The sequence below is a fragment of the Pseudomonas sp. CC120222-01a genome (assembly GCF_003097235.1).
GTDB lineage: Bacteria > Pseudomonadota > Gammaproteobacteria > Pseudomonadales > Pseudomonadaceae > Aquipseudomonas.
The window spans coordinates 1-12,530 of record NZ_QEQQ01000012.1; the positions used below are offsets into that span (position 1 = coordinate 1).

Sequence of the window (12,530 nt, forward strand, 5' to 3'; positions counted from 1 at the left end):
TTTTCTCGAATCTGGTTGCGGGAGCCGGATTTGAACCGACGACCTTCGGGTTATGAGCCCGACGAGCTACCAGGCTGCTCCATCCCGCGCCTGTGAGATCGAATTCTACGGATTTCCTTGCCCATGTCAAGCGATATTGTAGAAAACCCTTTTTCGTTCAATCCCTTAGCGTCCATGCCTGGCTGCGGCTCAGGCGCGACGGGGCTTTCAAGCCGATTATCGAAGCAGGCTGTCTCAGCGTCAGCGGCATGCGCTACTATCTGTATGAATTTACAGTGGTGGCCGTCATCAATGTCTTTGCGCAAGATCATCCACATCGACTGCGATTGTTTTTACGCCGCCATCGAGATGCGTGACGACCCGCGCCTGGCCGGTCGCCCCATGGCGGTGGGCGGTTCGCCTGACCGTCGCGGGGTGATTGCCACCTGCAATTATGAAGCGCGAGCCTATGGCGTGCGTTCAGCCATGTCATCCCGGCATGCCCTCAAGCTGTGCCCGGACCTGGAAATCGTCAAGCCGCGCTTCGAGGCCTACCGGGAAGCTTCTCGCGAGATTCACGCCATTTTTCGCGACTACACCGAGCTGATCGAGCCGTTGTCGCTGGATGAGGCGTACCTGGATGTCAGTGAAAGCCAGTGGTATGCCGGCAGTGCCACGCGAATCGCCGAGGACATTCGCCGACGGGTCGCCCGCACTTTGCATATAACCGTTTCTGCAGGGGTGGCCCCGAACAAGTTCCTGGCCAAGATCGCCAGCGACTGGCGTAAGCCCAATGGCATCTTCGTTATTACCCCGGAGCAGGTCGAAGCCTTCGTGGCTGCCTTGCCGGTGGCCAAATTGCATGGAGTCGGCAAGGTGACTGCCGACAAGTTGAACCGCTTGGGTATCGACACCTGTCTTGACTTGCGTGAGTGGTCGCGGCTGGCGCTGGCACGTGAATTCGGCAGTTTTGGCGAGCGGCTCTGGGGGTTGGCGCGAGGGATTGACGAGCGTGCGGTGCACAACGATAGCCGCAGGCAGTCGGTCAGCGTGGAAAACACCTACGACAACGACCTGCCAGACCTGGCCAGTTGCCTCGAGCGGTTGCCTGAGCTACTCGAAAGCCTCAACGAGCGGATTGCCCGCATGGACAGCAGTTACCGACCGGACAAGCCGTTCGTCAAGGTCAAGTTCCATGACTTCAGCCAGACCACCATGGAGCAGGCAGGGGCGGGCAGGGACCTGGAAAGTTACCGTCAGTTGCTACGCCAGGCGTTCGCCCGAGGTGGCAAGCCGGTGCGCTTGCTGGGAGTGGGGGTGAGGCTGCGGGATTTGCGCGGGGCGCATGAACAACTGGAGCTGTTCCCAGGCAATTAAAGAGGGGCCGTAAAAACGGCCCCTTCTTTATAGTTACTGCACGCCTGGATCAGCGACCAACCGACCAGTGGCCTTGGTCAGTGCTGACAGGAACTCCTGTTGCAGCTCAGGATCGTTACGTGTCAGCTCGACCAGGCTCTGCTCCATCTCGCTGGCTTCTTCTTCCAGGCCCAGCTCGGACAAGCGCTTGACCCGGTGTACCCACTGGCCGACATCATCATCCTCGAGGTCATCGAAGATCAGCTCATGGGCTTCGCGCAGCTTGTTGCGCAAGGTAGCGCTGACCAGCAGGCTGGCATCGCCACGCACCGCGTTGTCCTCATCGACCACTTGCAGGTGCAAGGTGCCGACGTGGTTCAGGTGCTGCTCCGAGAACGGGCTGTCCAGCAGGTTCAGGCGCAGCACGCCGTTCCTGTCGGTAGTCAGTTCGTGGGTCATCTTGCCCGCCTTGACTTCGACCAGCCGCTCGCTCCAGGGCACGCTGGTGAGCTCCTCGCGCTTGTCCTTCTGCACTTCGCTGATGCCCGCCAGGTTCTGCTGGGCGCGGCCATTGGACGGCGTGTTCATGAACGGGTTGAGGCCATCCATGCCATAGCTCAGCCAGTCGTGAGTCATGCTCTGCGGCAGGTTGCCGAGGGCGAACACGTTGACCACGTTGGCGCCAATCCCGGCCACTACGGCTACCGCACCCAGCGGGATCTCGTAGATTTCCCGCCACGGTTGATACGGGGTGTAGCGGTCGTAGCGGCGGGTGACCTCGTATTCGGTGACCTCGAAACGCTTCTGCTCGTGGATGCGCACACGCCGTTGCGGAAGCTCCATCACCTTCGGCTCGCCAACATCGATCTGCAAGGTGTGTTCGAGCAACTTGCGCTCGACACGCTCCTCATGATCGCTGCGCTGGGACATCTGGTTGGCGCAACCGCTGGCGAGCAAGGCGCCACACAGTGTGGCGCCCCCCAGGGTAAAGGTACTTCGCTTGGACATGATTACTCGTGCATTGATTATCAGCGGCGAACGCGGGCCTGCAGGAAGGTCAGCACTTCATTGAGCGGCAGCGGGTGAGCTTCCGACTCGGTGCGGTGCTTGTACTCCAGGTTGCCGTCGGCCAGGCCGCGGTCGCTGACGACGATGCGGTGTGGAATGCCGATCAGCTCCATGTCGGCGAACTTGATGCCGGGGCTGGTCTTCTTGTCGCGGTCGTCCAGCAGCACCTCGTAGCCGGCCGCGGTCAGTTCGGCGTACAGCTTGTCGGTTGCTTCGCGGACGACTTCGGTTTCGTAACGCAGAGGTACCAGGGCGATCTGGAACGGTGCCAGGGCGTCGTTCCAGATGATGCCTTTGTCGTCGTAGCTCTGCTCGATGGCGGCGGCGACCACACGGGACACGCCAATGCCGTAGCAGCCCATGGACAGGACTACCGGCTTGCCGTTCTCACCCAGTACCTGGCACTTGAGTGCCTCGCTGTACTTGGTACCGAGCTGGAAGATATGGCCAACTTCGATGCCGCGCTTGATCACCAGGGTACCCTGGCCGTCCGGGCTTGGGTCACCTTCGACGACATTACGCAGGTCGGCGACTTGTGGAACCGGCAGGTCACGCTCCCAGTTCACGCCGAAGTAGTGCTTGTCGTCGATGTTGGCGCCGATGCCGAAGTCGCTCATCAGGGCGACCGAGCGGTCGATCACGATTTCCAGTGGCAGGTTCAGCGGGCCGAGCGAGCCGGCACCGGCACCAATGGCCTCGCGCAGTTCGGCGTCGGTGGCCATGACCAGTGGGTCGGCAACCTGTTCCAGCTTGGCGGCCTTGATTTCGTTGAGCTCGTGGTCGCCGCGGACGATCAGGGCGACCAGCTTGCCTTCTTCGGCGCCGCGCACGATCAGGGTCTTGACGGTCTTTTCGATCGCCAGGCCGTGGTTTTCCACCAGTTGGGCGATGGTCTTGGCTTCCGGGGTGTCGACCAGGCGCAGTTCCTCGGTAGGAGCAGGACGCACGGTTTCACGCGGGATGGCTTCGGCCTTCTCGATGTTGGCGGCGTAATCGGAGCTGTCGCTGAAGATCACGTCGTCTTCGCCCGACTCGGCCAGGACGTGGAATTCGTGGGAGTAGCTGCCACCGATGGAGCCGGTATCGGCCTGCACTGGGCGGAAGTCCAGGCCCAGGCGGGTGAAGACGTTGGTGTACGCCTGGTGCATGCGGTCGTAGGTTTCCTGCAGGGAAGCCTGGTCGGCATGGAAGGAGTAGGCGTCCTTCATGATGAATTCGCGGCCGCGCATCAGGCCGAAGCGTGGGCGAATCTCGTCACGGAATTTGGTCTGGATCTGGTACATGTTGAGCGGCAGCTGTTTATAGCTGGACAGCTCGTTGCGGGCCAGGTCGGTGATCACTTCTTCGTGGGTCGGGCCGACGCAGAAGTCGCGCTGGTGGCGGTCTTTCAGGCGCAGCAGTTCAGGGCCGTACTGTTCCCAGCGGCCGGATTCCTGCCACAGCTCGGCAGGCTGGATGCTGGGCATCAGCACTTCCAGGGCGCCGGCGGCGTTCATTTCCTCGCGCACAACGTTTTCGACCTTGCGCATCACCCGCAGGCCCATCGGCAGCCAGGTGTACAGGCCGGAGGCCAGTTTGCGGATCATGCCGGCACGCAGCATGAGCTGATGGCTGATGACCACTGCGTCGGCAGGGGTTTCTTTCTGGGTGGCGAGCAAATATTGACTGGTGCGCATGGTTAGCCGTGTCGATTGCCTAAGACGTTGAAATAGCCCCGCATTGTACGGGGGCGAAACGAAGGCGTACAGAATGCCCCAGGGCGTGGCAGTTGTCAGCCAAGAAAAAGCCCGGCAAGTGTGCCGGGCTTTTTCAGGTGCGGGGCACTATAAGCCAGGCTTACAGGATGCTCAGCGGGTACTCGACGATCAGGCGCAGTTCGTCGATCGAGCTCGAACCGTAGTACACGCCATCGCTGGAGCGGTAGGTGGCCTGACGCACGCGGAAGCTCAGGTCTTTGGCCGGGCCTTCCTGCAGTACGTACTTGACGTCTACGTCGCGTTCCCATTCCTTGCCATTGCTGGTGGAACCGGTGTTGGCATCGCTACCACGCACGTAACGGGTCATGAAGGTCAAGCCTGGTACGCCGAACTCGGCGAAGTTCAGGTCGTAGCGAGCCTGCCAGGATTTCTCGTCTTCAGCGTTGAAGTCGGAACGGGCCACGGAGTTGGCCAGGAAGATGGTACCGCCACCGTCCACGCCGTAACCGTAGTCACCGTCACCGTGGACCTTCTGGTAGGCCAGGGTGAAGGTGTGAGCGCCGATGTTGTAGGCGCCCGACAGGCTGTAGGCCTGGTTGTCGAGCTTGGTCACGCCATCTTTCTCGGCGCGCTGCAGGCCTTGGCCATCGCTCTTGGTGTCATAGATGTTGAAGTCGAACACCAGACCTTGTTTGTCCGAGAGCGGCAGTGCCCAGTTGACGTTGGCATAGTACTTGCGCCAGTAGTCTTCGACCTTCGAGTAGTACAGGCTGGTGGACAGGTTGTCGGTGAAGGCGTAGGTGCCACCGATAACGTCTGCCTCTTTCAGGTGCAGGCTGTCATGGAAGGTCTGGGACTGGGCGTTCAGCGCGGTGAAGCGACCGGCGTTCAGGGTCAGGCCCTTGATTTCGTTGCTGGTGATCAGCGCGCCTTGGGCTACTTCTGGCAGCAGGCGGCTGTCATCGGTCGCGAACACTGGCATGGCGGTGAATTGGTCGCCGACTTTCAGTACGGTATCGGACATGCGCAGTTTGACCGCACCACCGCCTTCGGAGAACTCGTCCTGCGCACGGCCGTCAGCGTCAGTCGGGAACTGACCGGTGCTGTGGCGACCCTTGCCGCTGTCCAGTTTCACGCCGAGCATGCCGATGGCATCGACGCCTACGCCGATAACGCCCTGGGTGAAGCCCGACTCGTAAGTGCCGAGGAAGCCGAGGCCAGTTTCTTCTACGCGGCTCTGGGTGCCTGGCTCGTTGTTACGGAAGTCGCGGCTGAAGTACAGCATGCGAGTCTTGACGTTCAGCTTGCTGTCTTCGAGGAAACCCTTGGAATCGTCCTGGGACGAGGCAACGGCCATCTGCGAGGTCCCTGCCGCAACGGCCAGGGCGATCATGCTCCACTTCATCACGCGCATCGTGATTTGCTCCTTTGGTTTTTAGGAAGAGTACCGCTGCGCCCAAGTCTTTTAGTTATATGGGGCAGCTCTTTCTTGTTATGTCGGCGGAAATGTATAGCACGCTGACTGTTGTTGGCGATATGGCAAAAATCATCCTTTCGGGAACTTTATGGCCATGTCGCTTTTAGGTATTTCCATGTCGCAAATCACGTCCCGATTAACCGGGTCGTACAACGCCAGCGCTGTTCCACTGCCGTAACGATTCTGTAACTACAGATTCTGGCTATGGAAACTCCCTGGTGTACCCAAACTCGCTGTTGTTATTTGTCGCGTCACCGGTCAATGCAGGTGTCGTGCCGACTTGGCGTGAAGAGAATGCAACAAGCGTGCTCAAAATTAACAACGGTTCATGAAATTTTCACAAAGGCTGCTGCCAGAGCTTGGAAAGTGCCGAAAACACGGGGCGGGAGTTGTCTGATGGTGTGCCAACTTCAATGCACAGGCTAAAAGAAAAAGCTGCCATAAAAGTCAACGTGTTACCGACAACTGTTGATCCTGAGTCATTGATGTGGGTAGAAGCGTAGTGCCGCACACTTTTGTGGCCTCATTTTGGTGCGAAAAGTAGCGCTGTGTTACCGCCGTTGTGCAAGTCATGAAGATTCATGGGCTTAAAGCGTGCAGTTACGCGTCTGGCAGCATGCTGGAGCGGGCGAAGCAGAGTATCCTTGGCGCATAGGCTTACTTGTTGGAGATTAATCGTGTTTGATATGGATTCTCGTTTGCAGCAGGACTCCCTGGTGTTGGGTGACTTTCCGCTGTGCCGTCTGCTGCTCAGCAAGGATGCCAATTACCCGTGGTTCATCCTGGTGCCCAAGCGCGCAGGGGTGAGCGAGTTGTTCGACCTGAGCCAGGAAGACCAGGCGCAACTGTGGAAAGAAACCACCTACCTGGCCGAAGCGCTCAAACGCGAGTTCGCGGCTGACAAGATGAATGTTGCCACCCTGGGTAACGTTGTCAGCCAGCTGCACATGCATGTCATCGTCCGCCATCACGGCGATGCAGCGTGGCCCGCACCGGTCTGGGGCAAGGTGCCGGCTGTCGGGTATGCGCCAGAGCAGGTGGATGCCATTCGTCAGCGTCTGCGTGCGCTGCTGAACCACGATTACCAGGAGGCCTGACATGTCGGCAGAGTTGCGCATCATCGAGCTGGAAACCCGTCAGGCGTTCCAGGATGACACGATCCAGGCGCTGAATGATGTGGTGGTCGAGCAGGGACGGGTCATCGAGCGTCTGCAACTGCAGATGGCCGAGCTGATCAAGCGTTATGAAGAGATGGTAGGGCAGTACGGCAGTGAAGGAGAAGAGGCGCCGCCACCTCATTATTGATGAGTGGCCGCCCTGGGCTTGCCCCAGGGCGGCGCAGGGTCAACGGCGGTTTACCGCGACCACGTCTTCGGCCTGCAGGCCTTTGTCACGGTGCATCACCGAAAATTCCACGCGCTGGCCTTCGACCAGGATGCGATGGCCCTCGCCGCGGATCGCGCGGAAGTGGACGAAGATGTCGTCGCCCGAGTCGCGGGAAATGAAACCGAAGCCCTTGGAGGTGTTGAACCACTTCACGGTGCCGGTATCGCGCTTGCTGGCTTCCAGTGGCGCACCTTGGCTGGCGCGCGCCTTCTTGCTGCTGCGGGCGAAGCCAGCCACCAGGTGCAGGGTGACGGCCAGTGCGGCGCAGACCAGCGCCGCCAGGTTGCCCATTTCCGGGCGTGCCAGCAGGGTCAGGGTCTGCAGGACCACGGCCACCACCAGCAGGGCGCAAGCCAGGTATTGCAGCTGTTGCCGCGCGCCGCGGTAATACAGCGGCACGACCGGGGCAAGCAGCAGGTTGAGCAGACCCAGCAGGGCCAGGTAGACCGCGTCGGGTTGCTGCAGGAAGGGTGTTGCGTCGGGTTTGAGGCTGGGCATGAGCGATAGCAGCAAAGCCGCAACGCCCGTCACCAGATGGACGATCTTGAACATGGGTTGGCTCACAGTTGATAAGGCCGATCACAGGAAGAGCTGGCGGCACGGTGCGCATGAGGTGTAAAGCGCGAACACGTGGAGGCCAGCCTATGCACCCGGCAATGACAGTCTGCACGGGTGGCACCGTGCCTATTTAACAGCAAAGGCGGTGGCTTCTCAAACCGCAGGCGGCAGGTGCCAATGGGTTGCCCTGTGTCATGGGCGCGTTGCGCCAGGTGTTGATACAGTGTGTAGGGCCCGCTTGATCATCAAGCCTTATGGAAAGGGGAACTTCATGGCAATCGATATCGGTATCAGTGAAGAAGATCGCAAATCCATCGTCGAAGGGCTTTCCCGCCTGTTGTCGGATACCTACGTGCTGTATCTGAAAACCCATAACTTCCACTGGAACGTCACCGGTCCGTCGTTCCGCACCCTGCACCTGATGTTCGAGGAGCAGTACAACGAACTGGCGCTGGCAGTCGACTCGATCGCCGAGCGGATCCGCGCGCTGGGCTTCCCGGCGCCAGGTTCGTACGCCTTCTATGCACGGCACTCCTCGATCAAGGAGGAAGAGGGTGTGCCGCATGCCGATGAAATGATCCGACAGCTGGTACAGGGTCAAGAGGCCGTGGTGCGCACTGCCCGCAGCATCTTCCCGGTGGTGGACAAAGTCAGCGATGAGCCGACCGCTGATCTGCTGACCCAGCGCATGCAGGTGCATGAAAAGACAGCCTGGATGCTTCGGGTGTTGCTTGACGGTAATTGATCGGCTAATTGTGTAGGACGTGTCTGAAGGCCCGGCTGAACCCATTCCAGTCGGGCCTTTTCGTTTGTACAGGAAGGCTTTGCCGCTGCTTTGGCTGCCTCGCTCAGCGCTTTATTGGGCCCCAGTTGATTGAACTGAGGAAGTGGCGCGATGCAAGCAATCAAGCGTGCGGTGAGGGTGGGGCACTGGCCTGGCAAGCAGTGCATCGACCCGTTCAAGGCCGATTTCGACATGTTGCAGACTCAGCCCGTATCGCGTTCGGTGCGGTTGAACGGTTTTTCCACCTGCCTGCGCCTGGAGGCGGTGTATTGGGGTATCCTCGAGCAGATAGCCGCAGCGAATCAGTGCTCAGTCAGTGCCGTGTTGTCATATGTCGATCGCGAAGTGCACCTGCGCCAGGGGGGCGTGCGCAACTTCAGCGGGTTGATCCGGGTGATCTGTGTCGCCTGGTTGCGCGATCCACCGAGTGCACGCTGATCGCCCGGCGGGCTGCGCAGTGTCGGTTAACCATATATAATCCCGCTTTTTGCTGCCCCGGCAGCCAGCGTTGTGGTTGACGAGAGACGTTCATGCCCCTTTATGACTATCAATGTGCTTCCTGCGATCACCGGATGGAGGCGCTGCAGAAGATCAGCGCCGCGCCGCTGACCGACTGCCCGGCCTGTCAGGCGCCGGCATTGAAGAAACTGCTGTCGGTCCCCGGTTTTCGCCTGAGTGGCAACGGCTGGTACGAAACCGACTTCAAGACCGGGGCGAAAAAGAACCTGGCAGGCGGCGACAAGGCCGACTGAGTTGAATTGCAGTAGCCGGGTCTTGCAGTATTAGCCCTCCGGGCGGCCAAGGCCTCCAACGAATACACGAATCACGAGAAGCGAAACCACCATCATGATGCGCAGCCATTATTGCGGCCAACTGAACGAGAGCCTGGACGGCCAGGAAGTCACCCTTTGCGGCTGGGTCCATCGTCGCCGCGACCACGGCGGGGTGATCTTCCTCGACATCCGTGACCGCGAAGGCATGGCCCAGGTCGTGTTCGACCCGGATCGCGCCGAAACCTTCGCCGCCGCTGACCGCGTGCGCAGCGAGTACGTCGTGCAGATCACCGGCAAGGTGCGCAAGCGCCCGGACGGCGCAGTGAACGCCAACATGGCGTCCGGTGCCATCGAGATCCTCGGCTACCAGCTGAACGTGCTGAACGAAGCGGAAACCCCGCCGTTCCCGCTGAACGAGTACTCCGACGTCGGCGAGGAAACCCGCCTGCGCTACCGCTTCATCGACCTGCGTCGCCCAGAAATGGCCGACAAGCTGCGCCTGCGTTCGCGCATCACCAGCAGCATCCGTCGTTTCCTCGATGAAAACGGCTTCCTCGACGTCGAAACCCCGATCCTCACCCGTGCCACCCCAGAGGGTGCGCGTGACTATCTGGTGCCGAGCCGTACCCACGCGGGCAGCTTCTTCGCCTTGCCTCAGTCGCCTCAGCTGTTCAAGCAACTGCTGATGGTTGCCGGTTTCGACCGCTACTACCAGATCGCCAAGTGCTTCCGCGACGAAGACCTGCGTGCTGACCGCCAGCCGGAATTCACCCAGATCGACATCGAGACCAGCTTCCTCGACGAAGCCGAGATCATGGGCCTCACCGAGAGCATGATCCGCAAGCTGTTCAAGGAAGTGCTGGACCTGGAATTCGGCGAATTCCCGCACATGACCTTCGAAGAGGCCATGCGCCGCTACGGTTCCGACAAGCCTGACCTGCGTATTCCGCTGGAACTGGTCGACGTTGCCGACCAGCTGAAGGATGTCGACTTCAAGGTCTTCGCCGGCCCGGCCAACGATCCGAAGTGCCGCGTTACCGCCCTGCGCCTGCCAGGCGGCGCCAGCATGCCGCGCAGCAAGATCGACGAGTACACCAAGTTCGTCGGCATCTACGGTGCCAAGGGCCTGGCCTACATCAAGGTCAACGAGCGCGCCAAAGGCGTCGAAGGCCTGCAGTCGCCGATCGTCAAGAACATCCCTGAGGCCAACCTCAACAACATCCTCGACCGCGTAGGCGCTGTCGACGGTGACATCGTGTTCTTCGGTGCCGACAAGTTCAAGGTTGTCAGCGAGGCCCTGGGCGCGCTGCGTATCCGTCTGGGTCACGACTTCGAGCTGCTGACCTGCGAGTGGGCGCCGATGTGGGTCGTCGACTTCCCGATGTTCGAAGAGAACGAAGACGGCAGCTTCACTGCGCTGCACCACCCGTTCACCGCGCCGAAGTGCACTCCGGAAGAGCTGGAGGCCAATCCGGCCACCGCGCTGTCCCGTGCCTATGACATGGTGCTGAACGGTACCGAGTTGGGTGGTGGTTCGATCCGTATCCACCGCAAGGAAATGCAGCAAGCGGTATTCCGCCTGCTGGGTATCGAGGCTGCGGAACAGGAAGAGAAGTTCGGCTTCCTGCTCGACGCCCTGAAGTTCGGTGCACCGCCTCACGGTGGCCTGGCCTTCGGCCTGGACCGTTTGGTCATGCTGATGACCGGCGCCCAGTCGATCCGTGAAGTGATCGCGTTCCCGAAAACCCAGAGCGCTGCGTGCGTCATGACCCAGGCCCCTGGCATGGTCGATGCCAAGGCCCTGCGCGAGCTGCACATCCGTCTGCGCGAGCAGACCAAGGTCGAGTAATCGGCCCCGGGCGCATCCCGGCGGGTGCGCCCCGGCGCTTCGGCGCAGTATTCCCACGTTCCGCCCTTCGGGGCGGAACCTGTTTCTGTTTCAAGGATTCGGAGTCGTTATGGCTGGTCATTCCAAGTGGGCGAACATCAAGCACCGCAAAGAGCGCCAGGATGCCAAGAGAGGCAAGATCTTCACCAAGTGGATCCGTGAGCTGACCGTCGCTGCCAAGCAAGGTGGTGCCGACCCAGGCTCCAACCCGCGCCTGCGCCTGGCGCTGGACAAGGCCCTGGGCGCCAACATGAGCCGTGACATCATCGATCGCGCCGTGGCCCGTGGTGCCGGCACCAACGAAAGCGACAACGTCGAAGAGCTCAGCTACGAAGGCTATGGCCCGGGTGGCGTGGCGATCATGGTCGAGGCCATGACCGACAACCGCAACCGGACCGCCGCCGCCGTGCGCCATGCCTTCACCAAGTGTGGCGGCAACCTCGGTACCGACGGCTCGGTCGCCTACCTGTTCGAGCGCAAGGGCCAGATCAGCTTCGCCCCAGGCATCGACGAAGATGCCCTGATGGAAGCCGCGATGGAGGCCGATGCCGACGACGTGGTGGCCAACGACGATGGTTCGTTCGAGGTGTTCACCTCGTTCAACAGCTTCTACGCCGTGCGTAACGCGCTGGAAGAGGCAGGCTTCAAGGCCGCCGACGCGGAAATCGTCATGCAGCCGACTACCAGCGCCGAACTGGACCAGGAGGGCGCCGAGAAGGTGCTCAAGCTGATCGACATGCTCGAAGACCTGGACGACGTGCAGAACGTCTACTCCAATGCGCAGATCTCCGACGAGATCATGGAAAAACTCGGCTAAGGTTCTTCCGTTGGCCTTGAAGGCCTGTTCGCGGGCAAGCCCGCTCCCATAGGTATTGCATCAGGCTCGGGTTTGATGCGCTTCCTGTGGGAGCGGGCTTGCCCGCGAATAGGCCGGTACATTTTGAACATGCAGGCGCTATGACTCTGATTCTTGGTATCGACCCCGGCTCGCGCATCACCGGCTACGGTGTGGTCCGCCAGACCGCCCGTGGTTGCGAGTACGTGGCGTCGGGCTGTATCCGTACCGGCAGCGGTGAGCTGCCTGAGCGGTTGCAGATTGTTTTTCGCGGTGTCAGCGAGATCATCGCCCAGCACGGCCCGGTGACCATGGGCATCGAGCGGGTGTTCATGGCGCGCAACGCCGATTCTGCGCTCAAACTGGGCCAGGCTCGCGGTGCAGCTATCGTTGCTGCCGCTGAAGCCGGCCTGGAAATCGCCGAATACAGCGCCAGCCAGGTCAAGCAGGCCGTCGCCGGCAGCGGCGGGGCGAATAAAGAGCAGGTGATGCTGATGGTCATGCACCTGCTCAAGCTGACCCAGAAGCCACAGATCGATGCCTCGGACGCTTTGGCCATCGCCCTGTGTCATGCCCACACCCGCTCCAGCCTGGTGCCCCACGGCCTGGCTACGGCACGGCGGCGCGGCGGGCGCTTGCGTCTGTAAGCGCTTCATGCGCTGATACACATTTTGTCCGGGTGAAACGTTCACCCGTTGAATTTGCTGATAGGGTTGAGCGGTCTTCGAC

At 60.7% G+C, this 12,530-nt stretch carries 13 protein-coding genes and 1 tRNA gene; 9 read left to right on the forward strand and 5 right to left on the reverse strand.

Annotation, left to right across the window (positions count from 1 at the left end; all coding sequences use genetic code 11):
- Positions 1-12 precede the first annotated feature (12 nt).
- Positions 13-89: transfer RNA gene (locus tag N430_RS16220), tRNA-Met, on the reverse strand.
- 208 nt (positions 90-297) lie between these two features.
- On the opposite strand from N430_RS16220, the gene dinB reads away from it, so the two are divergent.
- Positions 298-1,356, forward strand: coding sequence for a DNA polymerase IV (dinB, locus tag N430_RS16225; protein WP_165837361.1), 1,059 nt, complete (start codon positions 298-300; stop codon positions 1,354-1,356).
- Positions 1,357-1,389: 33 nt separating this feature from the next.
- On the opposite strand, the gene N430_RS16230 is transcribed toward dinB, so the two are convergent.
- The 3 genes from N430_RS16230 to N430_RS16240 all read right to left on the reverse strand — a co-directional run bounded on the left by N430_RS16230 (position 1,390) and on the right by N430_RS16240 (position 5,514).
- Positions 1,390-2,343: a hypothetical protein gene (locus tag N430_RS16230; protein WP_110637220.1), complete on the reverse strand. Its 954-nt coding sequence runs from the start codon at positions 2,341-2,343 to the stop codon at positions 1,390-1,392.
- A 20-nt stretch (positions 2,344-2,363) separates the two neighbouring features.
- Complete coding sequence (locus tag N430_RS16235) at positions 2,364-4,079, reverse strand: proline--tRNA ligase (RefSeq protein WP_110637218.1); 1,716 nt, start codon at positions 4,077-4,079, stop codon at positions 2,364-2,366.
- Between the two features lie 160 nt (positions 4,080-4,239).
- The gene (locus N430_RS16240) at positions 4,240-5,514 is read right to left on the reverse strand and encodes an OprD family porin (protein WP_110637216.1); all 1,275 of its coding nucleotides are present in this window, start codon (positions 5,512-5,514) and stop codon (positions 4,240-4,242) included.
- 740 nt (positions 5,515-6,254) lie between these two features.
- Here N430_RS16240 and N430_RS16245 point away from each other — a divergent pair.
- Together N430_RS16245 and N430_RS16250 are read left to right on the forward strand one after the other, a co-directional pair.
- Positions 6,255-6,674 carry an HIT domain-containing protein gene (locus N430_RS16245; RefSeq protein WP_110637214.1) on the forward strand — a complete coding sequence of 140 codons (420 nt, stop codon included), beginning with the start codon at positions 6,255-6,257 and terminating at the stop codon, positions 6,672-6,674.
- A gap of 1 nt (position 6,675) precedes the next feature.
- Entirely contained in the window at positions 6,676-6,882 is a 207-nt protein-coding gene (locus N430_RS16250) for a SlyX family protein (protein ID WP_110637212.1), read from the forward strand.
- Between the two features lie 39 nt (positions 6,883-6,921).
- Here the strand turns inward: N430_RS16250 and N430_RS29845 are convergent, their stop codons facing one another.
- The gene (locus N430_RS29845) at positions 6,922-7,515 is read right to left on the reverse strand and encodes a cold shock domain-containing protein (RefSeq protein ID WP_110637210.1); all 594 of its coding nucleotides are present in this window, start codon (positions 7,513-7,515) and stop codon (positions 6,922-6,924) included.
- A 277-nt stretch (positions 7,516-7,792) separates the two neighbouring features.
- Here N430_RS29845 and N430_RS16260 point away from each other — a divergent pair, with 277 nt between their 5' ends.
- The 6 genes from N430_RS16260 to ruvC all read left to right on the forward strand — a co-directional run bounded on the left by N430_RS16260 (position 7,793) and on the right by ruvC (position 12,448).
- Complete coding sequence (locus N430_RS16260; RefSeq protein WP_110637208.1) at positions 7,793-8,266, forward strand: Dps family protein; 474 nt, start codon at positions 7,793-7,795, stop codon at positions 8,264-8,266.
- A 150-nt stretch (positions 8,267-8,416) separates the two neighbouring features.
- Positions 8,417-8,743 (forward strand): ribbon-helix-helix domain-containing protein, encoded by a 327-nt coding sequence (locus N430_RS16265; protein ID WP_085675670.1) that lies wholly within the window; start codon positions 8,417-8,419, stop codon positions 8,741-8,743.
- Positions 8,744-8,835: 92 nt separating this feature from the next.
- Complete coding sequence (locus N430_RS16270) at positions 8,836-9,057, forward strand: FmdB family zinc ribbon protein (protein WP_027919960.1); 222 nt, start codon at positions 8,836-8,838, stop codon at positions 9,055-9,057.
- A gap of 94 nt (positions 9,058-9,151) precedes the next feature.
- On the forward strand, positions 9,152-10,927 hold the full coding sequence (gene aspS, locus N430_RS16275; protein WP_110637206.1) for an aspartate--tRNA ligase: 1,776 nt from the start codon (positions 9,152-9,154) through the stop codon (positions 10,925-10,927).
- Between the two features lie 109 nt (positions 10,928-11,036).
- Positions 11,037-11,783 carry a YebC/PmpR family DNA-binding transcriptional regulator gene (locus tag N430_RS16280; protein ID WP_027919958.1) on the forward strand — a complete coding sequence of 249 codons (747 nt, stop codon included), beginning with the start codon at positions 11,037-11,039 and terminating at the stop codon, positions 11,781-11,783.
- Between the two features lie 140 nt (positions 11,784-11,923).
- A complete protein-coding gene (gene ruvC, locus N430_RS16290) occupies positions 11,924-12,448 on the forward strand; it encodes a crossover junction endodeoxyribonuclease RuvC (RefSeq protein WP_060510186.1) in 525 nt (174 codons plus the stop codon).
- The last annotated feature ends 82 nt before the right edge of the window (positions 12,449-12,530 follow it).